Consider the following 23,657-nt stretch of genomic DNA (forward strand, 5'->3'; position numbering starts at 1 on the left):
GCCAGCCCCCTCGCTACTGGGGGCCGGTTTCAAGCGTGCTACACGACCTGATCTGTTGCGGGTACGGCGTGTGCCAGATCTGCAGCATCGGGCCGAGCATGCAGGAGCACGACAGGCACCGATTTCGCGGCGGGCACTTTGCTTCGCTTGGCATAGTGCCACAAGGGCACGAGCGCATTGGCCTCGGGGTAGTAAGCGGCGGCGCAGCCCACCGGTATGTCATAGGCGATAATCTGAAAAGGGCCTGCCTCGCGGCGAACTGTCGGTTCCACAGCTGTACGCAAGCGAACCCAGCCCCCCGGCACGAAGCCCAGGCGGACGATATCGTTGCGGTTGAGGAACACCACTTTGCGCGTGCCCTTTACGCCCCTGAAGCGATCGTCGTAACCGTACACGGTGGTGTTGAACTGGTCATTGCTGCGCAACGTCATCAGTTGCAGGACATCACGGCCGGCTTCGCCCGTCAGCACGTCGTCGTCTTCATCCAGCGTGCCTGGGGTAATGAACTGCGCCTTCCCTGAAGGCGTGGCCCATTGCCGCTGTGACACGCCCAGCGGGCGATGGAACCCGCCGGGCTCCCACATCCGCGTCTCGAAGTCATGGAAAATACTTGGATAAACCTTGCTGATGGCTTCACGAACCAGGGCATAGTCGTGCTTCCAGTGTGCCCAGGGAATGGCGACCGTGTCGCCCAGCGTCGCCAGGGCCAACTCTGCGATGATCGCCAACTCCGAGCGTAGCTGCTCTCCTGCGGGTTCGGCGTGGCCGCGCCAGGCGCGGATGCAGCCGGTGCTGTCTTCAGTGGTGTAGGTTTGTTCGACGCCAAGCTGCCGGTCGATCTCGATCCTGCCCAGGCAGGGCAGCAGCCAGGTGCTTTCACCAGGGACCAGGTGGGTGCGATTGAGCTTGGTTGCGATCTGTACACTGAGGCTGAGCTGGGCCCAGGCGGGTTCCACCCGGCTGGTATCGGGCACGGCCCGCAGAAAGTTACCGCCAAGCCCGATGAACCCCTTCACACTGCCATTGAGAACGCCCTCGCAGGTGTCGACCGTCGCCAGGCCCTTGTGCTCCGGAATCTTGAAGCCGAACAGCGACTCGATCTTCTCCCTGGGTACTTTCGCAGGGTCCTCGGTGATGCCTACCGTGCGTTGGCCCTGTACGTTCGAGTGCCCTCTGACCGGGCAGATACCAGCCCCTGGTTTACCGATATTCCCGCGCAGCAATAGCAGATTCACCAGCATCTGCACGTTGGCCACCCCGTGCCGATGCTGGGTCATGCCCATGCCATAGACGATCATCACTTTCTTGCTGCGCGCGTAAACGGTGGCCGTGGCCTCCATCGCGCTTCGGCTCAGGCCGGACCGTCGCTCCAGTTCAGCCCATGTGTATTGCCGCACCCGCTCCATGAAATGGCCCAGGCCGTCCGTATGTTGTGCGAGAAAATCGTGATCGAGCACCGGCGGCTCGCCATTGCTTTTGGACCTTTCCTCCATTTCCAGAAGCGCCTTGGCCACCCCCATGACGGCAGCGGTGTCACCGCCGATGGCCACTTGGTGGTATTGAGTGCTGATGACTGTGGATTGCGGACCGAGCATTTCAGTGGGGGACTGGGGGTTTACAAAACGCTCCAGACCACGTTCCCGGATCGGGTTGAAGGTGATGATCGGGACGTTGCGCTTGCGCACCTCCTGAAGCGGGTGAAGCATGCGCGGGCTGTTGCTGCCTACGTTTTGCCCGAAGAATAGAATGCAGTCGGTATGCTCGAAATCGGCCAGTGAGACCGTGCCAACCGGGACCCCGATGCTTTCCTGCAGGCCAACCGAGGTACTTTCGTGGCACATGTTGGAACTGTCGGGAAGATTGTTCGTGCCATAGGCACGAGCGAACAACTGGTAGATGAACGATGTTTCCAGCGATGCGCGCCCTGATGCATAAAAAACGACTTCGTCGGGGCTGAGCGCGCGCAACTGCGCGCCGATGGCTTCATAGGCTTGCTCCCAGGTCACGACCTGGTAGCGATCAGTGTGCTTGTCGTAACGCATTGGGTGGGTTAACCGGCCATGCTGCTCCAGGTCAAAGTCCGACCAGCCGCGCAACTCGGTCAAGGAGTGGGCCCTGAAAAAATCGGGCGAGGTGCGTCGTGACGTCAATTCCCATGCCGTGGCCTTGGCACCATTCTCGCAAAATTCCAGGGCATGAGGGTCGCCTGGCTTGGCCCAGGCACAGCTCACGCAGGCGAAACCCTTGGGCTTGTTCAGCTTGAGCAGGGCGGTTGTGCCTTTGATCAGTGCCTGCTCGCGCCAAAGGACATTCAGCACGGAGTGGGCCGACCCCCAGCCGCCCGCTGCAGAGGTATAGGGCCGAAAATGTGATGTGCCGTGGATCATCTTCATGTCGACCTCGCCTTGCCATTTAGTGTGTCTAAACGCTACGAGTACTGAGGAGCCTCTAAGTTCGAAGCGATTCGAGGGGCTGCTGGGAACCCTGCGCTCGCAACGGGGGGGCGAATGGGGAGGGGCGCTCACGCGCCCTTGATGCTCAGGCCCTCGCGCCCTGGCACCGACAAGTTGGCTTGTTGCGGCAATGCGGTGACCTTGATCGCCCGCACCGGTACCGCGAATTTGGCGCCCACTTTGGAAAAGCGCTCAAGCAGGTGGAAGTTAATCGCCTGCTGGATGTCCATGTACAGGTTGTAGCCCGGGTCCTGGACGATGTATACGCACTCGAACTCCAACGCTTCCTTGCCAAAACCACGCAAATGAGCACGGTCGAAGCGCACCTGCGATTGCGCCTTGATAGCCTCCTCAACGATGCCAGGGGCTTTTTTCACGGCCTCCGTGGGCGAGTCGTAGGACAGGCCAAACTCGAACACAATGCGGCGTTCCTGCAGGCGTTTGTAGTTCTGGATCGTGCTGCTGATCATGCTGGCGTTGGCCATGACGATCTGCTCGCCACCCAGGCTGCGGATGCGTGTGGTTTTCAAGCCCACATGTTCAACGGTGCCCGCCAACGGGCCAATGACGATGAAGTCGCCTACCTCGAAGGGTTTGTCCACGGCGATTGACAGGGAGGCGAACAGGTCGCCGAGGATATTCTGCACGGCCAGCGCCACGGCGATGCCGCCGACGCCAAGGCTGGCGACGAACGCGGTGATGTTGACGCCCAGGTTGGACAGCATCGCCAGTACCACCACCGACCACAGCAGCACCCGCGCCCCCCACGCCGACAGGGTGGCCAGTGCGCTGGCCTGGGTAAGACCGTCGGTGCGTTGACCGGCGAAGTAGCGATCCAGCCCCAGGCCGATGGCGCGGTTGGCCCACAGCCCGATTTGCAGGGCGGCGACCACGAACCACAGGCTGCTGACCCGCGTCAGCCAGCGTTCGGGCAGGTCGAGCATGCTCAGGCCTACCAGCAAGGACGCGAGCAGTAGCAGGAAGTTGCTGGTGCCGGCCATCACCTTGGCCAGCACATGGCTGAGCACGCCGTCGTGTTCGGCCCAGCGCCGGATGCGGTGCAGCAGGAAGCTGATGGCTGCGCGGGCGACCAGGAAGGTCGCGATGGCCACCACCAGGGCCAGCAGCCAATTGAGTATGGAAATGCCGAACAAGGTAGTCTCGGTGAACAGGGCTATCAGGCGGTCATTCATGAGCAGTGGGTCTCCTGGGTGACTGGATTGATATGACGGTCTTTTCATGGGATGCCCTGACGGCGCCATAGGTCGATCGGATTTCAAAAACCGCACGGCGGCATGCTCAGTGATAGGTATGGGCCCCAGCGCGCCGAGGGTAGCGGCGATGGAACAACAAGTGCACCTGGCGACTCCATTACAGCAACGGCGAGCCATGGAGTGCCATGATGATCCACGTGGGATGCGCGGGCTGGAGCTTGCCGCGCCAGTACGCCGCGGCGTTCTTGCAGCCGGGTAGCCACCTGCAGCGCTATGCCGCGCGGCTGGGTGCCGTCGAGATCAACAGCTCGTTCTACCGGCCGCACCTGCCGGCGACCTATGCCCGGTGGGCTTGCGCTGTACCGGCGGATTTCCGATTTGCGGTGAAGCTACCCAAGCACATCACCCACGAGTTGCAACTGGAATGCTTTGAAGCAGCGCTTGATGCGTTTCTTGGGCAATGCCAACACCTGGGTGACCGCCTTGGCTGCCTGCTCGTACAATTACCGCCATCGCTGGCCCATGATGATGGCCGCGACCGGCGTTTCTTTGAACGCTTGCGCCAGCGCCATGCCGGGCCGGTGGCAGTCGAACCCAGGCACGCCAGTTGGCAAGCGGCGCAGTCGATGCTGGTCGACTTGCATATCGCTCAAGTGGCGGCGAGCCCTTCGCGTTTTGGCACCGACGCACAACCCGCGGGCTGGCCAGGCTTGGTCTACTGGCGCCTGCACGGCGAACCGCGGATCTACCGCAGCGAGTATTCCCAACAATACCTGCTACAGCTGGCTGAACGGCTGCGGCGCAGCCACGCTGCCGGTGCGGCAACATGGTGCGTCTTCGACAACACGGCTTCGGGTGCTGCGCTGGGAAATGCGCTGGCGCTCGAAGGGTGTCTGAGTTAGGGCATTCTGCGGTCGTCGCAAATCATCTTGCCTATTGCGTATTTTTTGGCTTCAGCTAACTTGTACAAAAACCTGTACATGAATGAGGTCTTGTACATGTATTGCGAGTGGCCTCTGACGCTTTATTTTGACGGGGCCTGCCCATTGTGTGCCAGGGAGGTCGCATTTCTGCGCAGGCGTTGCACGGCAGCAAAGCTCATCCTGGTCGATATCGACAGCGATGAGTTCGATCCCATACCGCTGGGCCTGACGATTGAGGAACTACGGTCCTGTTTGCACGCAAGGTTCGCGAATGGGCAGTGGGTCACCGGCTTGGACGCGACCCTGTGGGCCTGGCGTGCTGCTGGTTTGGGTCTTTGGGCAGCACCCTTGGCGTGGCGCCCGTTGCGTCCAGTGCTTTCGGTTCTTTACAAATTGTTCTGTCGCTTGAGGCCAAGTCTGGCCTGGTTACCCCATCCCGATGGCGGGCAACGTTGCAAAGGTGAGGCCTCCAAATGTCACATTCGCTAGCCGAGCACTACCGTGAAATCCTTGTTGGCGTGGGTGAAAACCCGCAGCGCGAAGGGCTTCTGGATACGCCTCAGCGTGCTGCCAAAGCGATGCAATACCTATGCAATGGCTATACCCAGAGCTTGAGTGAAATCGTCAACGGGGCGCTGTTCGAAAGTCAGAACGACGAGATGGTTATCGTTCGCGACATTGAACTGTACTCGTTATGCGAGCACCACATGTTGCCGTTTATTGGGAAGGCACATGTCGCGTACCTGCCAACAGGGCGAGTACTAGGGCTTTCCAAAGTAGCGCGCTTGGTGGACATGTTTGCCCGCCGTTTGCAGATTCAGGAAAACCTGACCAGGCAGATTGCCTGTGCCATGCAGGAAGTGACCGATGCGGCAGGGGTTGGGGTGGTTATCGAAGCCAAGCACATGTGCATGATGATGCGTGGTGTAGAAAAGCAGAACTCGGTGATGATTTCCTCGGTCATGCTAGGCGAATTCAGAGACTCCCCAACGACGCGGCATGAATTTCTCACGCTGATTGGCCGACACAGCTGAAATTTGGTTTTGAGCCGTGGAGGAGGGCGCACCCATGGGTACAGTGTTCGATACGTTATCTCCAAGCCGCTTTACAATCTTGGGCTACGGTGGCTTGCTGCCATTTCTGGACCTGGCACTGCTGGTTTTTTTTGGCGGTGAGTATCGAGATAACCTGGCTGAAGCGTTGGTTGGCTATGGGGCCGTGATACTGAGTTTTGTCGGGGCCCTGCATTGGGGGTTCGCGATGACGTTGCCGGCCTTGCCTGCTATTGAGCGACAACAGCGGCTTGTGTGGAGTGTCATGCCAGCCCTGATCGGCTGGGTTGCCATGTTGTTACCGGTGTCATGGGGCTGTTGGGTACTGGCTTCAGGATTTACCGTGCACCTTTGGCAAGACCGTAAACTGGCCAACTTCATGCCAGGCTGGTATATGCCTATGCGGGTACGTTTGACGGTTGTGGCGAGCTTGTGTCTGGTATTGAGTGCCATTGTCGTAGCGTTCGGAAACTGAAGTCACAGAAGAAACAAATAGCAAAATTTTCGCCCTTGCAACATTTTTGCGCTGGATAAATTCTGATGGTGTGACGCCGGGCCCCTCTGACGGTAAGTAGCCGCCATGTCGGAGTCATAGTTGTTAAACTACGACTATATAGGAGGGGCTCATGTCTGCCCTTAATGCGTATCTCTCCCAAGACGTGCTTGGCACTGATCTCTGGCTGTGGCTTTCATTCTTCGCTGTCGTGTTGACGCTGCTGGCGCTTGACCTAGGGGTTCTCCATCGTGGGAATCGAGAAATCGGTGTCAAGGAAAGCCTGCTCCTGTCGGCTGGCTACATCAGCATGGGCCTGCTATTTGCTGTCTGGGTCTATTTCCAGAAAGGCAGCGACGCAAGCATGGACTATGTGACTGGCTTTCTGATCGAGAAGTCGTTGTCCATGGACAACGTGTTCGTTATTGCCCTCATTTTCAGTTTTCTTGCCATTCCCAGAGAATTCCAGCACAGAGTGCTGTTCTGGGGGATCATGGGGGTCATTGTATTGAGGGCCATCATGATAGGCCTGGGCGCCGCGCTGATTACGCAGTTCAGTTGGATTCTTTACATCTTCGGCGCCTTCCTGGTATTCACGGGTGTGAAAATGCTGTTCGCTCGCGTGGATCATGAGCCCGATCTGGAAAACAATCGCTTCGTCAAGTACCTACGCAGTCATCTACGTGTGACTGACGAGTTGCACGGTCAGCACTTCCTGGTTCGTATCCCTGATGCCTCCGGCAGGCGGGTATTATGGGTGACGCCGCTATTTCTCGCGTTGATTCTGATTGAGTGCGCCGACTTGGTGTTCGCTGTTGACAGTGTGCCAGCGATCTTTGCCATCACGCAGGACCCCTTCATTGTCTATACGTCGAACATTTTCGCGATACTCGGTTTGCGCGCACTGTATTTTGCATTGGCTGCGATGATAAGCCGCTTCGCCTATCTCAAATACGCCTTGGCGCTGGTACTGGTTTTCATAGGCGCGAAAATATTCCTGCACGACATTGTTGGCAAGGTGCCTGCCGAAATTTCTTTAAGCGTTACAATTGGCCTACTTATTGGCGGCGTGTTGCTGTCACTCTGGAAAACCAGAACGCCGGTCAAGGTTTAAAGGCTTGCATCGCGCTCGGCAGGGCGGGTGAGGTGGGCTGGTCGACGCTGCTTGCTGCCATGATCCTGTTCGTTCAGATATTCAGCGACCTCGTGTTTCAGCCAACTCGAGAACACTTGCTGCTTTGTTTCCGAACGCTCACGGTTGGGCAATACCAGCCAATAGGGGTAGGGATAGGGCGCGATCACGGGGGAGAGTTGCACCAACTCCCCTCGTTGAATGGCGTCGTGCACAAGGCTGCGGCGCTCCAGGGCGATCCCCTGGCCCAAACGTACGGCTTGGAGTACCAAGTTGGAGTCGTTGCTGCACAGGCCGATGCGCGGCACTTCCCTATCCAGCCCAGCGGCTCGACACCAAGGTTGCCAAGATTCCATGTTGAAAATTATGTTGCTGCCGATGATCTCTTCAGGGGTCTGAGGATGCACCCCACCGTTGAAGTGCGGGGCGGCAACCACCAGCGTCTCGTCATGAAAGAGCAAGTGCTGCTCCACCCCATCCCAGTCGCCCTTGCCCATGCGGATCCCGACGTCGACAGATTCCCGCGCCAGGTTAGATAGCGCGAGACTGGGCTGCAGCCGGACGCTGATATGCGGCTGTAATTGCTGGAAACGTGGCAAGCGGGGCAACAACCAGCTGAAACCGAACGAAGGGAGAACGGCGACCACCAGTTCCGTTGACTCACGGACGAACAGGGTGACGCCGATCATGTGTGGGCGCTGCAGTGCGACGCGTCGTTGCACCTGTTGTCGGCCTACAACCTGGCCGGCGTGTTTGCCGCGGACACCAATGTTACCCAAGCTTGGCTGGAAGAGATGCGTGGAGCGCAGCAGGAACCCTTCGACGCCTTGGCCGACGCTGAGGGCGTTGCGCCGGAGTGCAGGCATTTCATGGAAGGCGGCCCGGTGCAGGTCATCCGTGAACAGGTGGTTGCGCTGGGTATCGATGCGCTGGTGATGGGGGTCGTGCAGTCCAAAGGGCTGGACAAGCTGTTGGGCGATACCACCGAGCGGATTGTCAGCCACCCACCCTGCAGCGTGCTCGCGGTGCACCCCGATGTCGCCGAGCAGTGGGAGCCTTGAACCATGCAACTCACCTTTCTTGGCGGCACGGGGACCGTGACCGGTAGCAAATTCCTGCTGACCCACGACAACTCACGGGTACTTATGCAGACCAACCTTCTTGCCTTGAAAGCGGCGATTGAAGCAGCACGTGCCGGAGAACAGGGGCGGGGCTTCGCTGTAGTTGCTGATGAAGTCCGAAAACTCGCAGGCCATACGAGCTTAGCGACCGGAGAGATTATGCACGTTGTTCAGCAAAACCAGGCGCTCGCTACTAAAGCCGTCGCCGAGATGTTCAGCAGTCGGGCGAAAGCCGAGGAAGGCCTGGTACTGGCCAATCAGGCGGGTACTGTTATCCTCGAGATCCAACAGGGGGCAAAGCAAGTCGTGGAGGCTATCGGGCGCTTCGCTAATGAAGTGAAATAGCCTCACCTTTTAAAATGGATCGCATGAGAGGAGTGGCCTCCATGCACGCCGTAATCGGTGCGCTCATGGCTTGTAACTATCTGAATAGCTGCAAATCCATTACACGTTGAACGGTAGCTATGGAATAAAGCCGCAGCCAGGGTGATCGTGCGCTGACAGCGCCTCGTTCGTTGGGGGCACAGCCATGTTCTGAAGGGATCAATACGGGAGGGCTGAGCCTAATGCCATTCCATTAAGTAATTTGGGGCCGCTTTGCGACCCTTCGCGGGCACGCCCGCTCCCACAGGAGGTCGCGCAGTTCTTGAGTTCAGCACCAAACATGTGGGAGCGGGCGTGCCCGCGAAGGGCTGCAAAGCAGCCCCAGTAACGCTTAACGGACAGGCATTAGGGCTGAGCCCCCTTTGCGTCGTCACATCCAGCTTTTAACCTGAGCGCAAACCGCCTCTGTAGAGATACCGTATCGATCATGCAACGTTGGCAATGCGCCGGCATCCAGGAAAGCATCCGGCAGGGCAATTTGACGGAAGGTGGGTGTCACTCCGTTGCGCAGCAGCAAACCTGCGACCGCTTCGCCAAGACCGCCGATAATCGAGTGGTTCTCGGCGGTTACCACCAAACGCCCGGATTTCGGGCCTCGCTGAGAATGGTGTGTTCATCCAAGGGCTTGATCGTAGCGTCTTGGCCTTGCCTATCTCGAACATATAGCCGTACTCGTCCAGCAGCAGCGGCACGTTGCCACGCAGCAGGCTGCATGTACACCGGTCCTTGGTTTTCCGCAATCGCGGGCACCGCTTGTTCGATTTCCAGGGCATCGCAGGGATCGACAATCATCAGGTTTGGCATGGCGCGGAAGATCGCCAGGTCGTCGGTCGCTTGGTGGCTTGGCCCATAACCGGTGATAAGGCCTGGCAACCCGCAGACGATTTTCACGTTGAGGTTTTCTTCGGCGATCGCCATGCAGATGAAGTCATAAGCCATCCGCTTTTGGTGGGGGGCAGCTTTGTGTCGGTAGTAGCCAGTCGCGAATGACTGTCGCAAGGGGGTAGTCATCGGCGAGAAGGGCTCTTCAAACCCCTCGATTTACCCTCGAAAATGAAGTCACTACACCCCCAAGGACGTGTAGGTAAGCCTTCCAACCGCTAACCCTTGCATACGTATAGGGGGTATACCTATCATACAGGGCGTATAGGTAGGGGGGGTATCCCATGAGTCACATTGCAGCGAACAAAGACGATCTGCTCAAACGTGTGAAACGTATCGCCGGACAAATCCAAGCCGTTGAGCGGGCATTGGAGTCGGACCTCGATTGCGCGAAAACACTGCACCTTGTCGCCGCTACTCGTGGAGCTATCAATGGCTTGATGGATGAAATCATCGAAGACCACGCGCGGGAGCATGTCGCGAATCCTGCTCTCAGCGAAGAAGAGCGTAACAAAGGCGTTCAGGAGCTTCTTGAAGCGATTCGCCGTTACTCCAAGTGAACGCATCCAGGATCAGGCTAATGTCTAGCACGAACATAAATTACGCTCACGATCATGTGTTCCTTGGCTCGGCACATGACGAAAATGCCAAACGTACGCTCTGGGTTGTGGCGCTGACCGTTGTGATGATGGTTGGTGAGATCACTGCTGGCTATATCACGGGCTCGATGGCGTTACTGGCTGATGGCTTTCACATGGCAACTCATGCCGGCGCATTGGGCATCACAGCGGCAGCTTATGTATACGCAAAACGCCACGCATCCAGCCAGCGCTACAGTTTCGGTACCGGTAAGGTTGGAGATTTGGGCGGATTCGCCTCGGCGCTGATTCTCGGAATGGTCTCAGTGGGAATGGGCGTTGAGTCTGTCATGCGCCTCACGCAGCCAACAGAAGTTCAGTTCGGCCCCGCGACGCTCATCGCGATTGCCGGTTTGATCGTCAACATTGTCAGTGCCCTGCTGCTAGGTCACGGGCATAGTCATGGGCACGATCACGATCACAGCCATGCCCACGCCCACCACGGTAACGACAACAACCTGAAATCGGCCTACGTCCACGTCATTGCCGACGCGCTGACTTCCGTTCTGGCTATTGCTGCATTGCTTGCCGGCCAGTATCTCGGATGGGTGTGGCTGGACCCGGTCATGGGGATTGTCGGCGCCATTGTTATTGCGCGCTGGGCATGGACCTTGATGGGGGCCTCCGCAGCAGTACTGCTGGATAAGACAGATGAACACGTCGCCTTGGAGATCCGCGAGCTGGTTGAGAGACAGGGGGATGTCACTATCACGGACTTGCATGTCTGGCGAGTTGGACCACAAGCCCATGCAGCTATCGTAAGCGTCCTTGGGGATGCAACTGCGAACGCTGACACCATTCGCGAACGGCTAAAACCGGTTCACGAAATCAACCATCTGACGGTTGAATACCGGCCGATCTGATTTAATTCCTGTTGAAGTGGCTGGATCCACAGGTTATATGGCTTGCCCTGAATAGCTGCTATTGACCCATAGCGGCCATTCGCAACCGTCCGCATACCACTTTCAGCAACGTTGCGAGCTATCAAATAGGTGTTTGGTAACGCCGTAATCCGTATGCGTATCTGAAGGGTGTTCTCACGCGCCTGCCATCACAGCGGGCGAGTGAGATCGGGCGATTGCTGCCGCATCAGTGGGTGCCGGCCTAGCTTACGCAAGGTAAGCTGGGCGGAGGATTATCTTTTTTCATCCCCATAGTTTCTCCGCTTGCGGCACGCCGCCATAGCCATAGGCCGTAGCACGCACGTCTATGATGTGGACGTTCGAATGAGGGTGCACATTCCCAATGCGCTCTGAGAGCAAATCATACGACTCACGCTGATAGCGCCGTTTTTGCGCCAGTGTGGTCGTCTCGTCGGTAATCGTGATCTCCAGGCGAAAGCTATTTCGCCCCAAGCTCTCAAGCGATTTACTGTCGATAAACCACAAACTAGGATCAACGAACCCAACGATCACCATCGTTTGTGATGGCTGCTTGTCCAGAACGCGTGCAGTCAGTTCAGTCAACTCGTGGCTGAGTCGGGACGCTAAGGCAGCATCAGGCGCACCAGGTAGGGTTAGGGTGATACCAGGCATTTCAGTAATCCTCGTCAGTGATGTACTAGTAACTTAGCCTTTGAACATCATCCTAAAAAGCAGGAAAATCAGTGTTCATCTTCCTGTTTATCCGGAACTTGCATGTACCACTTCGATCTCACCCAGCTCTACGTCTACTTAGCAGTCTGTAACGCAGGCAGTATCTCTGCTGCCGCTCCGGCTCTGTTTCGCTCAACCTCCGCCATCAGTGAACAACTGCGGAAGCTGGAAGATGCTATCGGAGTCGAGTTGCTCATTAGAAGCAAGCAAGGTGTTCACCCCACCCCTGCGGGTGAACGACTTTTGCGCCACGCCAAGCAGATCCTCACCCTGGGGGAGCGGGCGCTGTCTGATGTTCGAGACGAACAATTCGAAGGTGAGATACGCTTGGCGATAACCGATTACTTCCGCCCTGACGACATTGCCGGACTGCTGAAAAAGTTACGTGAATGGCATCCACGGCTTCGACTTCATGTGGTGATGAAAAAGAGTCTGGAAATTGACCATGCAAGTGACTACCTGGACATTGGCTTGGCAATGCGTTTCAACGAGCGCGTGTTCACATACAGCACCTTTGAGGTGAGGCGGGAACCACTGCAATGGGTAGCCGCTTCTGGCTGGGTTCCTGAGCCTGGGCAGCCGCTACCACTGCTCGCAATCAGCGGATGCGGATTGTCAGAATACAGTTGCCAAGTGTTGGAACGCGACCATGTCGGATATGAGATCGTTTACTCGACCTCAGGGCTGGCGGGGTTGCAATCGGCATTGAAGGCAGGGCTTGGCATTGCATGCCTAAACGCGAGTGCCATACCGCTTGGTGTCGAGCCCTACAGGGCTGGCCTACCTGAATTGGCGCAAGCTAGGTTCCTGCTACTTCCTCCGCGTAAGGGGGAGTCTGTGCTAGTGGAAAATGTGCGGCAATTGTTGCTGGGTTATCTTGCATAGGGTTGGAGATAAGACAATCGGGCGCTCTGGTAGCTACGCACGGTCTTGGCCGTAGCGCCTGCCGCGATGAATGCCTCAACCGCGGCGCGGAGGCTGTCGGCCAACTCTGTTAGCACCAGCGGCTGGAGGAGGGCATCTATACCGGCTCGGTCAATTTCACATCGCTCAACGCTGCAATAGGTTCGGATGACCTGTGGCTTATCAGACCTAATATATCGAAGAGTGTAGTGGTCTAATGATTCCGGACACCCATTTAGGCGAGAATGCTCGCCACAGAGAGGTGTCTGATGCCCAAGCAACGCCGTACCTTTATCCCTGAGTTCAAACGCGAAGCTGCCTACCTGGTGCTCGATCAAGGCTACAGTCATGCCGAAGCAGCACGCTCGCTCGGCTTGGTCGAATCGGCCCTACGCCGCTGGGTTAATCAGCTTCAACAGGAGCGCGGCCATGAGCCCGTCGCAGTGCTTACGAACAGCGCGGTAAGCCTCAAGGGCTACTGTTCCACTCCGACCGGGGGTCACAATATGGCAGCCGTCAATTCCGCCAGAGACTGTGGCGCTATCGCATGCGCCAGAGCATGAGCCGCCGAGGCAACTGCTGGGATAACGCGCCGATGGAACGAGTCTTTCGCAGCTTGAAGTCAGAATGGATACCGACCACGGGCTACCTGACCGGGCAGCAAGCCCAACGAGACATTAGCCAGTACCTGATGAGCCACTACAACTGGATCCGCCCCCATCAATTCAACGATGGGCTGGCTCCGGCGAAAGCTGAAGAAAAACTCAAAACTGTGTCCGGAATGAGTTGACCACTACAGTGTTCGTTTTCTCTGAGGGGAACTCGTGCTGACAGTTTCGGTGCTAAGGGTAGTGGCCCAGGAGGCACCTCAAGATCTGATGAGCTGGTCGAACTTCGTGGCGCAGACTGAATTCGTCTGGCAACACCCCACCTTGGTAACAGATGGTGAAGAGTGGCAGGCCCTCTGGTTTGAGATGGAGATCCTCAATGCACTTGCCTTGGCCGAGTGGGAAGAGGAAGGATTCCCTCTAGATTGGTCGCACCGGTGGAGTGAAGGGTACGAGCAGGATGCGCGCGCGTTGGTTCCGGAGCTGATTGCTCTGATTGTCTGCCCTGAATCATCAGAGTAATCCACCGCAAAGACGAACTGTCGCGCAGCTATAGGGCAGGGGAGCGGATCTCATTTTGCTTCGCCCTCGCAGCGAGGGAAGGCTGAAGTCTAGAACTTGAGTGGCCATCGAAAGCAACGTCCAGCCCAGTTACACCTCCATCACCTTGCAGGTGCTCGATTTCGCAGCGCAGGCTGTTAATGAGATCCACTGGAGGCCTACCAGTCTGCTCGCTTATGGTGAGGGTCAATATGGTCAATGGGCTCAACTCCAGGCGTTGACTCACCTGCTCGAGCTTGTCCAACGTGATGCTTGCTCGAGCACCCTCCAGCTTGGAAAGGAACGTGCGGCTAGTATCACCGAAATCACGCTGCGAGATGTTTCGCTTGCTGCGAAGCGCGCGAAGCACAATGGCGAATGATGACTTTAGGGACATGTACGGCTCCTCCGCTTGAGCTGGCAACCTGCATCCACTCGAGTCGATTTTCTGCATTTACAGATTCGAAACTGGGACGCAGAGGTCGCGCTCACGTCGATGCACTGTTGATGCATACAGTATATACAGCTAAGCTTGTCAGGAGAACATTTGTATCCTCAGCAGCGACGACCGTTATGACAACCCCAGAACAAGCCGCCGACGACCGCTTTGCCTTTTTTCCCGAGAGGAGCTGCTCGAGCAGCAGTGCCTGTCGCTCGAGAGCGAGCTGGCGCTGATGGGGGAAGAGCTGACGGCCTCCCGCGAACACGTCATCCCGTCCGAAATCAAGTCTCTGCTCAAGAGCGGCAAGCTCTCAACCAAAGCGATGCCAGGTGGGCGCTTTAATGAGCTGCACCAAGACTACGTCTGCAGTTGTGCTCTGCGAGTTGGGCGGGAGCTGCTGGCCATCCTCCCGGACGAGCTGGTAATCGTTACTGCCATGGATAATGTGTTGAACAGCTCAACCGGACACATGGAGGATCAACCGATTCTCAGCGTTGCCTTCTCTCGGGCCACAGTCGACGGCCTGAACCTTGAGGCGATTGACCCATCAGACGCGATGAAGAACTTTGTACACAACATGAGTTTTAAGAGAAGTGGAGGATTTTCGGCGGTGCAAGCTCTGGACGCACAGCGCTTTGCTGGTGTCGAGGCATGAGGTCATAGAGGCCTAGGCCAATCTGAGAGTGGAAATGAAGAAACGGGGTTTTATGAAAGGACAGCCTGAGGAGCGGTATGAGGATGCCATCGCAAACGACTGATTTTACGTCGAACGGGGTTTCTTGGTGTGAGCTTTATCAGTTAAACGGAAAATCATATCCCTATGATCTGGCTGAGGTTTTTCCAAGGGTGGAGCCATAGACCGGAAAAATGAATATTTTTTTCCGCTCAAAGGCTGCAACTTGTCTTTTTTCCGGCCAATGGCCTCCCCGCGAGCCTGCAAAGCCCCGCAGTGACAAGCCATCGACTGGTTTCGCTCACCTCCACAATCCTTCCATCGCTGCTGTCGGCGGGCTTGAGCACGTATCAAACTCGTCCTACTGGTTGACAACAGACAGGCATCCCAAGCTTTAGTTGTAACAGGCGGATGGTCGTCCTATGGACGTTCGCATTTATCTTCACGGTCTGAGGCTGATGAGAAGGTCTGCCTCTGGAGGTAGACCTGTTATCAGTTGAAAACACCGAAGTAAGGCCCAGCATTAGTTGAGAATCTCAAATTATTGCTTTCAGTTTTTATAAATACCTTCTAGCGAGTGAGAGGGATGCAACGGCACACCGATCAGCCCTATAAAAGGATCTAGAAAACTGCATCGCTTCACTCCATTAATCCGTTGAGAATCGTGTAAGTAAGCTTGGTACGAGTTCGGTTTGCTGTACATCGAGGCACCCGCAAAGCCAATTTTTGCGCGTAAACGAGTCGGAATTTTGAGCAGGCCATAGGTCGCTAGAGCACACTCGAAAGGCCGAATTAATTAATTATTGGTGATTTTCAATTTGCGTATAAATAGTCAGCTTTAATGTAACTTATTGATTTTCATAAAGTAAAAATTTCTGCGAAATTCAGCTGATATTTTCTGGGGCTTGCGCAATATATTAAATATTCGAAGTGTCAACTTTTTGGCTGATGACAGCTTTAAAAATTAGTTGATGCGGTCGGCGTGGTGAGCTAGCGTATTGCCAATGCGAAGTCACTAAGTCTTCTTCTCGAAAGCAATCAAGGATCTCAGTGATTACTTAGAGCCTAGGCAATTGAGTAGAAGCGGTGATTAATCTGGCTCCAAGTATGAGGCAGCGATAGATTAATAAGTGGCTCGAACTGCTTACTGTCCAAGTTTTCATATTTCTAGTGTGGTGAATGTTAATGGCGAAGGACTCTGGCACCTCAATCACAATTCACACAACACGACCGGTTAGGGCTAAGGTTCCTCCTTTAAGAGTTCCGAGGCCTTGGAAGCCCGCTAATCCAACTGCGATGCGTGAGGCAGTTCCATATCAATCATTGGATATAAGTGACGCTGAACTACGGCTTGCTCTGAAGCGGGAAGCCATTTTTCAGCAGCTAAAACAAAAAATGATTGATCAGCCTAAAGCGATGGAGCTTCTAGAATTAAAAAAGAGCCAGTTTTACAAGCTATACAATAAATTCCTAGAGTCCGAAAGCTATCTTGAGCTGACAAGGAAAAAGCGAGGGACGAAACCAGGGCGCGATATGCTTACGGAAGGGCAGCGCAGCGCTTTGGAAATTGCATATCAAGAATATTATCGAGGGCCGAGCGCATCCTGGTCGAAGGTCTGGAAGGAGGCTCAAGGTCTATGCCCTGATAATGAGCGCCCTCCCAGCAAGTATCAGGCCAAAAAGTTTGTGGCAGCTAAGCCCGAAAAAGAGAAGTACTATCGTGAATATGGTAAGGAGAAGGGAGATAATAAATATCTTATCAAGTCCGGAAAAAAGGTGATGGAGCGGGTGCTTCAGCAAGTGCAAATGGATCACACCTCCGTAGATATTCTTCTTGTAGATGAGTTTGACCCGAACGTAATAGTTGGGCGGCCGTGGTTGACAATTCTGATGTGTTCCTTAACGAGAGTTATACTCGGGCTATACTTAAGCCTGCAGGCGCCCGGATTAAGAACAGTTGCAAATGCCTTGAGCTTCGCAATTCTTGAAAAAACTAAATCTTTAGAGCTATACGCTCCTGGCATTAATACTTATTCCTTTCACGGCATTCCCTTTCAGATTTACACAGATAATGCTGCGGAGTTTACAAGTCCTCGCTTTAGAGCGACATGCAAGCGCTGGGGAATAGACTGGGATCATCGTCCTGTTGACAAGAAGTGGTACGGAGGACTGATAGAAAGAGTGATTGGCACTTTCATGACCTCGGTTCATTTTCTCCCCGGCACCACTGGAAGCAATGTGATTCAGCGGCAGGGGCTAACTCCTGAGCACGATGCAAAATATAATGTAATTGAGTGCGCAAAGTTTCTACTGGATGAGGCAATACTTTATAACGGAACAGTTCATCGAGAGCTTGGATGCACGCCACGTCAAGCGTGGGATCACTATGACTCTTTGGGACTGCTGGATCGAGATAGAGTCATCCGTCCTGAGAATCACGATCGTTTCATGATTGACTTTCTCGCACCCTCTTATGACCACGTAATCCATCCCTACGGAATTAATTTTGCGGGAAGAAGGTATGGTCGATACGAGCTTGAACCGTACATTGGACGTCGGGGCGTTGAGATTAGGTACCAGCCATATGATCTGGGGTCGATATGGGTATTGGTGGAAGGGCAGTTTTTGCATGTGCCGTGTAGTTTTACACGCGACAGGCTCTCTAACAACTGGGAGTCCTACAGCAATCACCGAGGGCTGTCTCGCGCTCGGCTTGTTGGTCACAACGCCCCAAGTGGAATGCTCGACGATGAGTATGCACTCGAAGCCCAAGAGCGCCAGCGGCTCCTGGCGCAGCAGGTTAAAGCCAAGCCTAAACAGGCTCTGCCACCGCCTGGTGACGCCGGTGCTAAAGACGTCACCGCGCAGGGAGAGCGGCTGCCTAACCCCCCAGCGCCTCAGCCTGTAATTGGTACGCCTCGTATCATCACCAACAGCGAAGGTAGCGCAAATACCTTTGAGCCAAAAATCATTGTAGATAGGTTCAAGCTATGAGTTCTCATCCTACTTTTGACTATTCCCACGTCCTGGAGGCGCATCGCCACAAGCTTGATCTACCTGTGGAGGAGCGAATTAAGATTTGCAGACATGATTTTTGGATCGATAATCCGAAGTTTGCGCCAGTATTTGAGTGTCTAGGTCACATGCTTTACACGGCACACCAAATTCAGGCGTCTTGCATTTTTATATATGGGAATGGGGGGGATGGCAAATCAGCCGCTTGGCATCACCTGAAATATCTCAGCTCCAATTCCGATAAAAAAATGGTTTTTATCGAATTAACTGAGAATACAAGTCGCTTTAAGCTACATGATCGTCTTTGCCAGGCCTTCGGAATTGACATAGGTCGCCGAAGCATTGCTGATAAAGAGGAGCTTATTTTCAAATATATCGCCGATAATGGAATATGCGCAATCGTTATTGATGAGCTAAATGATGCGCTGCTGCAGCCTTACGCACAAAAGCGGACGCTCCTTTCTTTGATGCGTAATCTTGCCGGCACGTTGAAGCTGTGTGTAATCGCGTTCGGGAATACTGAGGCATGCAGTATCCTCACGCTTGATCGAATCATAGATAGGCGCTTTGTACAATATTATGTGAGTGATTGGAAAATGGGGCAGGATTTTGTGGATTTTCTAGCGACCTATGAAGCACATTTGCCCTTAAAAATAAAATCTAATATTACCTGTGCAGAGATCAACTCGCTGATCCTGTCTGAGTCATACGGCATTATGGATAACGTTGTTAAAATCATGAAGTGCTTGGCAATGGATGCAATCGAATCAGGCGCTGAGCGGATTAGTGCGACGCAATTCCCTCGCCTTCGTGAAATCGCAATGAGATTTGGTTTCAACCTACACGTTCCTAAGACTAAACGTGAGGATGCCCATACCCATGCAACCGCATAAAATGACACCATGCCAGCAGGCGATATATGAAAGCACCATGAATAGTTTCGTTTCTGCTGACCCAGTGATTACTATTATCAATTCTTACCCAGGAGCAGGGCTTTCTACATTGATGGAGAATATCTTGACGTCCCATGGTAAATGTATTTTAAATTTGGCGGCGCGCCCCGCACTCACCGGCATGAATTTGCTGGAGACCTTCTACTATGAGCTTGGGTTGGGTGCAGAAGGAATATATCATGGTGCTCCGATCCCGTCGTATGTGAAAGAATTGGTTAGCATTCAGTCTATATCGGTGATTGCGATTGGTGATCTTGACGACTTTGCTCTCACTGGGTCGATGAAAAAAACAGCTGTTAGTCATTTGAGTAAAATGGCCACGGGGCTGCCTGGTATTAGCTTCTTGATGTCGCAAAGCCCGTTGAGGGGGAAAGCCGAATGTGTTGTTCATCAGCGTGAAATTACAGGTAGTCAAAATCGTAGTGAGAGCGTTCTGCAAAGCTTCAAATCCAAACAGCAATACATGGACTATTTCGAGGGTTTCGTTCAGACTATCGGATTGCGTGCTGTTACGACCTCAGTGCTGTCCGACCTCTATGCGAGGACAGAGGGCAATCTCGCATCTACAATTTTGAATTTATGCCATCCGCTTTTAAGGGCGCAATGGTTCGTCGAGCCGTCTAAAGATGAGTAACCCTAATGAACCGCTACCAAACGAGCTTTTTTCGTCTTGGTTGCATCGGCAGGGCGCCATTCCAAGGATTGGAAAACTCTCACTGAGGGAGGTAACAGATGTTTATCATCGCTGTATGCAGCAGGGAGACTTCGATCCGGATTTTGATCGAGAGAGTGAGTTCGCACGCACTTGCCTTGAACTCATGGGGATGTCACAGCCCGACTTCAAGGGTTTCGATACAACAAGCTCGTGGTTGATACCTCGATACTATCGAGGGGCCTTCTGCTACGAATGCTTCTGTGAGCACATCAGGCAATTTCGGCTGCCAACGATGCTAACGGACTGGTGTTACGTCTTTCGCACCGTTTGCCCTCGGCACTTGGTTCCCATACTCGATACTCCTGGGAAATATAACTACAAACTCAACATGGCTTTAAAGCTATTCGGTCACTACCACTCTAATTCCAATATTGTTTCAAAGGAGTCATCACGCATGGAGGATGGCGCACTATCGGCATTGCTGAAAGTCCAGTCTCTGATGTCGGAATTTGAGATGCAATGCCAGAAGGGGGAGGATGATCGTCAGTGGCGACTGATACAATTGATTATCCGAGTGTTGCTCTATCCAAGGCACGGAGTAGTAACCTCCCTGTTTCCCAAGCAGCCGGTCAGCACTGATTTTCAACTGTTCAGGTATAACCTCAACCTCGGGCCTTTAATCAGTCAGGTGATTCGTCGACGGGTTGCTGTGCTCCTCACAGGCTTGCTTCTTAATTATGTCGACCAAGCAGATAGAGCTGCAGCGGAGCGGTATTTGGAGTCTTATGATCATCGCCACCACTACTTTGACAATATGTACGGGCTGGGTAGGTCAGCAAATATATTTACTCCTGAACGGGGACGGCAGCTCCTAAGTCAATTATTGGAACTCGCTCAAGATACTGAGAGCCCTTATCTTAGGGACTTCATCGATGGATTCGGTAGCGGGCGTGGATAGCAAACGATCGGAGGTGGAGTTGCAAATGAATCTTGTTATTCAAGTCACATTCTCACTGGCTGTGGCTATGACTGAGGAGGGCGAGTTTTTTGGTGAGCAAGCGAAGGTCGGAATGCTTGTTTTGTTGCCGTCACGGAGGATCATAACGTGGTTCCACGTAGCGAAGTATTCGCTAGTATCGCCTCGCATGATTTTTCCTGGACTGCTGGCGTCCGGCCTAACAGAGACATCGAAGTTCAGCGCCAACAAAACATCAGACACCCAGAAGCACGAGGATGTGGTAGACGCCTTCCTGGATATCTTTTACGACTTTCCGGTTACAGTCTATGGCAGTCGCGCTGCCGTGCGCGAGATCTCGAAACGAAATTTTGATTCGTTAATGCGTAACGCGGTTGCACGTTACAACCGGTAGGTCGGAAGCTTACTCAACGAATGACTGTAGTGAACACTTTTATCTTGCGAAGTGGCAGCTGGACGGGTATTAGAAATCTTTGTCGAAGGCGCAAATCTCTGTCCAAATCAGATTTACTGAATAGGTTCGCCGTCCGGCTGCTTTCTCCACAGCACGCTCACCGTCGACTTCGCAAGCCCCAGCAGCTCCGCAGTCTCCTTCTGCGTCTTCCCCTCAGCCTTGCACTGAAGCACCGCAGCTCGATTGGCGGCGCCTGACCGAACGCGACCATGCACTGATTGCAGCTTACCGTCGGTGAACTCCCCGTCGAGCTTATCCAGGACACCGAGCTTCTCAAGCTTGGTGATCTCGCCGGACAGGTCTTTCAAAAATTCCTTAGGGGTCTGGCTGCGGTCATGAGCGCTGGCCACGGCCACGAGCGCTACAAGATCGACGTCCAGTGCGATGGCGATGTCTTCGAGCGAGGACAGAGTAGGGTTGCTCTTCGCGCGCTCGATATTGTTCATCTGACGCGCCTCAACCCTGCCATGAAAGTCCTCCTGGGACAGATTCCGGGCGGTACGTGTCAGCCTCAAGACGGCGGCCAGCGGTTCTCTCAACGACATTTGGAATACCCAAAGCCGAGGATAAAGCCATATTGCGCGGTTCGACTCCATGCAATATAGTGCTGCGAAATGAACCGCCAGGCACGCTTGGTACGCTGCTCTGGTCGAGGAGTGAAGACTGGGATGCGTCCGCTCCATTGCGCCGGCAGTCCCGGCACGCGTGCGCTCTGTAACCCAGCCTGCGTCAATTTATAGCTAAACCCTCAAGGTCAGCGTTTTGAGAATCAGAATCTACTCAGACCTCCACGCCGAGTTCCGCCATTTCGACCCGCCGCCCCTCGACGCTGGGGTTGACCTGGTAATCCTCGCTGGCGACATCAACAAAAAGGCCAGGGGCGTCAAATGGGCCAATGAGACTTTCGCGTGCCAGGTCGCGTACATCTTAGGCAACCACGAATATTACGACGGCCACATCGATCGCACCTTGCAGAAAATGCAGGATGCTGCGGCCGGCCACGTGCATGTTCTGGAAAACGAATCGCTGATTCTGGGGGATGTCAGAATCCTCGGCAGCACAGCATGGACTGACTTCACGTCAACAGGGAACTGGGTCGCGGCTAGCAATGCCGCTAGGCAGTGCATGAACGACTTTAAGTACATTCGGTGTGACTCCAACTACAGGCGACTTCGAACGGAAGACCTGATTACCCGGAACCACATCGCCAAGGACTGGCTGACTCAAGAGCTTGCTCGACCGTTTGACGGCAAAACGGTAGTGGTGACCCATCACTCACCATCCCCCGTGGTGATTGGTGATCAGCATGAAGGGCATCTTACTGCAGCGTACACCAACGACTGGCCGCACCTAATTGAGAAGGCCCATGTGTGGGTATTCGGTCACACGCATGAAGCTACAGATGTTGAGCTAGATGGCTGCAGAGTGGTCTCAAACCCAGGCGGCTACCCTGGCGAGAACACCGGTTTTGACCCTTTTTTCGAGATCCAAATCTAATGGCCAATCCGGTGATGAAGCACTTTTTCGACCACGCCGTCGACCCGCTAGAGCTCAAGCGGGATCTTCCCTCAGAGGTCATTCAAGCGCAGGGAATAGATTGGGGGGTGATGGTCGACGCTTACCTCTTCAACGCTGCGAGAGTAGGGCAGAGCTACGCCGCGCACGTTTACAGCGATCAGTCAAACGTGAACTCGAATGGAATGACCGTTGCTACTCCTCCGCTCGTGCTGGTTGAGACAAGGGCGGGGTTCAAGCTGATGCGCAGTCTTAGTGGGAATGACCATTATGTAATCGCCAGCGAGCTCGGCGAACCGCGCTGATGATTTGGCTTGGGTTGATTCACCAGTCAATTTGAGGGTGCTTTCGAACTGTATTAGTCGGCCAGGCGCGGCGAACACTTCGGAATTACAGCTTTATATCCAGCTTACACAAGCCGCTGGAGGGCTACGTGTGCACAGGTATTCACATGGCCTTAGCCACCAGCGGCCTCAAGATTAAATGCACTAAGGAAAATGCATGTCTGATCTGAAGAAAATTGAACTCACTATCAAGAACTACAATGTTAAAAATACTGCTGACATTGATACGCTCTACAGCCAAGTTCGGTGCGAAGACGGTGAGGGGAAAACCTTCTATTTCAAAGAAGTGTGCATGCTGGACTACCTGAAAAGGCATGGGGCAATTGTTACGGACAAGCCTAGAACGTGGTACTACAAGCATCTGAGCAAGAAAAGCATCGTTCTGGTAGCCTTCCAGAAGGCAGATGGGAAGGTCGAGTATGACCTAGACCACCTGCGACTGGTTGCTAAATCCAGTATTCTGAAAGGGGTCGTGTTCGCGGTAGCGGCAATTCCTGCTGCGTTGATCATCGCGACGGCCACTTTTGGCGTCGGCCTCCTGTTCGCACCAGTTTGCTTCTTCTATGCATACAGAAGCCTCTTCAAAATCCCCCGGATGTTGCGCAGGAGCACGCTGATAAACGAACTTGCGGCTCATGGAGTGACTGTACAGTAGCTGCCACTCTGGACAGCTGCGAGGCTGAGTTGAGGCT

At 54.4% G+C, this 23,657-nt stretch carries 24 protein-coding genes and 6 pseudogenes; 24 read left to right on the top strand and 6 right to left on the bottom strand.

From position 1 onward, the window contains the following. Positions 1 to 38: 38 nt before the first annotated feature. Positions 39 to 2,393, bottom strand: coding sequence for an FdhF/YdeP family oxidoreductase (locus tag L1P09_RS12350; RefSeq protein ID WP_235768905.1), 2,355 nt, complete (start codon positions 2,391 to 2,393; stop codon positions 39 to 41). Positions 2,394 to 2,521: 128 nt separating this feature from the next. Further along, positions 2,522 to 3,646, bottom strand: coding sequence for a mechanosensitive ion channel family protein (locus tag L1P09_RS12355; RefSeq protein ID WP_192440017.1), 1,125 nt, complete (start codon positions 3,644 to 3,646; stop codon positions 2,522 to 2,524). A gap of 209 nt (positions 3,647 to 3,855) precedes the next feature. Here L1P09_RS12355 and L1P09_RS12360 point away from each other — a divergent pair, with 209 nt between their 5' ends. The 5 genes from L1P09_RS12360 to L1P09_RS12380 all read left to right on the top strand — a co-directional run bounded on the left by L1P09_RS12360 (position 3,856) and on the right by L1P09_RS12380 (position 7,249). Beyond that, the gene (locus L1P09_RS12360) at positions 3,856 to 4,569 is read left to right on the top strand and encodes a DUF72 domain-containing protein (RefSeq protein WP_192441783.1); all 714 of its coding nucleotides are present in this window, start codon (positions 3,856 to 3,858) and stop codon (positions 4,567 to 4,569) included. A gap of 96 nt (positions 4,570 to 4,665) precedes the next feature. Further along, positions 4,666 to 5,079 (top strand): thiol-disulfide oxidoreductase DCC family protein, encoded by a 414-nt coding sequence (locus tag L1P09_RS12365; RefSeq protein ID WP_054906093.1) that lies wholly within the window; start codon positions 4,666 to 4,668, stop codon positions 5,077 to 5,079. Then, the gene (gene folE, locus L1P09_RS12370) at positions 5,064 to 5,624 is read left to right on the top strand and encodes a GTP cyclohydrolase I FolE (protein WP_054906092.1); all 561 of its coding nucleotides are present in this window, start codon (positions 5,064 to 5,066) and stop codon (positions 5,622 to 5,624) included. The genes L1P09_RS12365 and folE overlap by 16 nt, the downstream gene beginning before the upstream one ends. A 34-nt stretch (positions 5,625 to 5,658) precedes the next feature. Next, entirely contained in the window at positions 5,659 to 6,117 is a 459-nt protein-coding gene (locus L1P09_RS12375; RefSeq protein ID WP_235768906.1) for a DUF3429 domain-containing protein, read from the top strand. Positions 6,118 to 6,268: 151 nt separating this feature from the next. Next, positions 6,269 to 7,249, top strand: coding sequence for a TerC family protein (locus tag L1P09_RS12380; RefSeq protein WP_054906090.1), 981 nt, complete (start codon positions 6,269 to 6,271; stop codon positions 7,247 to 7,249). On the opposite strand, the gene L1P09_RS12385 is transcribed toward L1P09_RS12380, so the two are convergent. Beyond that, the gene (locus L1P09_RS12385; RefSeq protein WP_235768907.1) at positions 7,246 to 7,956 is read right to left on the bottom strand and encodes a LysR substrate-binding domain-containing protein; all 711 of its coding nucleotides are present in this window, start codon (positions 7,954 to 7,956) and stop codon (positions 7,246 to 7,248) included. The genes L1P09_RS12380 and L1P09_RS12385 overlap by 4 nt on opposite strands. Before the next feature lie 6 nt (positions 7,957 to 7,962). Between L1P09_RS12385 and L1P09_RS12390 the strand changes: the two are divergent. Both L1P09_RS12390 and L1P09_RS12395 read left to right on the top strand, forming a co-directional pair. Beyond that, a pseudogene (locus tag L1P09_RS12390) lies at positions 7,963 to 8,368 on the top strand (universal stress protein); the annotation flags it as partial. A 47-nt stretch (positions 8,369 to 8,415) separates the two neighbouring features. Beyond that, positions 8,416 to 8,733, top strand: a pseudogene (locus L1P09_RS12395) (methyl-accepting chemotaxis protein); the annotation flags it as partial. A 409-nt stretch (positions 8,734 to 9,142) separates the two neighbouring features. Here the strand turns inward: L1P09_RS12395 and L1P09_RS12400 are convergent. After that, a pseudogene (locus L1P09_RS12400) lies at positions 9,143 to 9,759 on the bottom strand (transketolase family protein); the annotation flags it as partial. A 179-nt stretch (positions 9,760 to 9,938) separates the two neighbouring features. On the opposite strand from L1P09_RS12400, the gene L1P09_RS12405 reads away from it, so the two are divergent. From L1P09_RS12405 to L1P09_RS12415, 3 genes and pseudogenes are all read left to right on the top strand, one after another. Then, positions 9,939 to 10,214: a metal/formaldehyde-sensitive transcriptional repressor gene (locus L1P09_RS12405; RefSeq protein WP_144188380.1), complete on the top strand. Its 276-nt coding sequence runs from the start codon at positions 9,939 to 9,941 to the stop codon at positions 10,212 to 10,214. Positions 10,215 to 10,234: 20 nt separating this feature from the next. Further along, positions 10,235 to 11,155 (top strand): CDF family Co(II)/Ni(II) efflux transporter DmeF, encoded by a 921-nt coding sequence (gene dmeF, locus L1P09_RS12410; protein WP_235768908.1) that lies wholly within the window; start codon positions 10,235 to 10,237, stop codon positions 11,153 to 11,155. A gap of 146 nt (positions 11,156 to 11,301) precedes the next feature. Further along, positions 11,302 to 11,400 (top strand): annotated as a pseudogene (locus L1P09_RS12415) (transposase domain-containing protein); the annotation flags it as partial. A gap of 37 nt (positions 11,401 to 11,437) precedes the next feature. Here the strand turns inward: L1P09_RS12415 and L1P09_RS12420 are convergent. After that, entirely contained in the window at positions 11,438 to 11,827 is a 390-nt protein-coding gene (locus L1P09_RS12420; RefSeq protein ID WP_235768909.1) for a tautomerase family protein, read from the bottom strand. Between the two features lie 102 nt (positions 11,828 to 11,929). Between L1P09_RS12420 and L1P09_RS12425 the strand changes: the two genes are divergently transcribed. From L1P09_RS12425 to L1P09_RS12475, 11 genes and pseudogenes are all read left to right on the top strand, one after another. Then, the gene (locus L1P09_RS12425) at positions 11,930 to 12,772 is read left to right on the top strand and encodes a LysR family transcriptional regulator (protein ID WP_235768910.1); all 843 of its coding nucleotides are present in this window, start codon (positions 11,930 to 11,932) and stop codon (positions 12,770 to 12,772) included. Positions 12,773 to 13,059: 287 nt separating this feature from the next. Further along, positions 13,060 to 13,188: pseudogene (locus L1P09_RS26355) on the top strand (transposase); the annotation flags it as partial. A 35-nt stretch (positions 13,189 to 13,223) separates the two neighbouring features. Beyond that, positions 13,224 to 13,580, top strand: a pseudogene (locus tag L1P09_RS12435) (integrase core domain-containing protein); the annotation flags it as partial. Between the two features lie 34 nt (positions 13,581 to 13,614). Continuing rightward, complete coding sequence (locus L1P09_RS12440) at positions 13,615 to 13,920, top strand: hypothetical protein (RefSeq protein WP_235768912.1); 306 nt, start codon at positions 13,615 to 13,617, stop codon at positions 13,918 to 13,920. Between the two features lie 100 nt (positions 13,921 to 14,020). Then, positions 14,021 to 14,320 (top strand): hypothetical protein, encoded by a 300-nt coding sequence (locus L1P09_RS12445; protein ID WP_235768913.1) that lies wholly within the window; start codon positions 14,021 to 14,023, stop codon positions 14,318 to 14,320. 292 nt (positions 14,321 to 14,612) lie between these two features. After that, entirely contained in the window at positions 14,613 to 15,035 is a 423-nt protein-coding gene (locus tag L1P09_RS12450) for a hypothetical protein (protein WP_313903863.1), read from the top strand. Between the two features lie 1,314 nt (positions 15,036 to 16,349). After that, entirely contained in the window at positions 16,350 to 18,047 is a 1,698-nt protein-coding gene (locus L1P09_RS12455) for a transposase family protein (protein ID WP_235768914.1), read from the top strand. Further along, positions 18,044 to 18,961: a TniB family NTP-binding protein gene (locus tag L1P09_RS12460; RefSeq protein WP_024652070.1), complete on the top strand. Its 918-nt coding sequence runs from the start codon at positions 18,044 to 18,046 to the stop codon at positions 18,959 to 18,961. Before L1P09_RS12455 ends, L1P09_RS12460 begins: the two co-directional genes overlap by 4 nt. Beyond that, entirely contained in the window at positions 18,948 to 19,655 is a 708-nt protein-coding gene (locus tag L1P09_RS12465) for a hypothetical protein (protein ID WP_147406349.1), read from the top strand. The genes L1P09_RS12460 and L1P09_RS12465 overlap by 14 nt, the downstream gene beginning before the upstream one ends. 475 nt (positions 19,656 to 20,130) lie before the next feature. Next, positions 20,131 to 20,634, top strand: a complete 504-nt coding sequence (locus L1P09_RS12470; RefSeq protein WP_119369876.1) for a hypothetical protein — start codon at positions 20,131 to 20,133, stop codon at positions 20,632 to 20,634. After that, positions 20,609 to 21,046, top strand: a complete 438-nt coding sequence (locus L1P09_RS12475; protein ID WP_119369877.1) for a hypothetical protein — start codon at positions 20,609 to 20,611, stop codon at positions 21,044 to 21,046. Before L1P09_RS12470 ends, L1P09_RS12475 begins: the two co-directional genes overlap by 26 nt. A gap of 113 nt (positions 21,047 to 21,159) precedes the next feature. On the opposite strand, the gene L1P09_RS12480 is transcribed toward L1P09_RS12475, so the two are convergent. Further along, positions 21,160 to 21,552 carry a helix-turn-helix domain-containing protein gene (locus tag L1P09_RS12480; RefSeq protein WP_233444358.1) on the bottom strand — a complete coding sequence of 131 codons (393 nt, stop codon included), beginning with the start codon at positions 21,550 to 21,552 and terminating at the stop codon, positions 21,160 to 21,162. Positions 21,553 to 21,868: 316 nt separating this feature from the next. On the opposite strand from L1P09_RS12480, the gene L1P09_RS12485 reads away from it, so the two are divergent. From L1P09_RS12485 to L1P09_RS12495, 3 genes are all read left to right on the top strand, one after another. Beyond that, a complete protein-coding gene (locus L1P09_RS12485; RefSeq protein WP_119369879.1) occupies positions 21,869 to 22,603 on the top strand; it encodes a metallophosphoesterase family protein in 735 nt (244 codons plus the stop codon). Then, positions 22,603 to 22,926 (top strand): hypothetical protein, encoded by a 324-nt coding sequence (locus L1P09_RS12490; protein WP_119369880.1) that lies wholly within the window; start codon positions 22,603 to 22,605, stop codon positions 22,924 to 22,926. The genes L1P09_RS12485 and L1P09_RS12490 overlap by 1 nt, the downstream gene beginning before the upstream one ends. A gap of 196 nt (positions 22,927 to 23,122) precedes the next feature. Beyond that, positions 23,123 to 23,620 carry a hypothetical protein gene (locus tag L1P09_RS12495; protein WP_024652063.1) on the top strand — a complete coding sequence of 166 codons (498 nt, stop codon included), beginning with the start codon at positions 23,123 to 23,125 and terminating at the stop codon, positions 23,618 to 23,620. Positions 23,621 to 23,657: the final 37 nt, after the last annotated feature.

Origin of the sequence: Pseudomonas juntendi (assembly GCF_021560075.1) — a bacterium.
Classification (GTDB): Bacteria; Pseudomonadota; Gammaproteobacteria; order Pseudomonadales; family Pseudomonadaceae; genus Aquipseudomonas; species Aquipseudomonas juntendi.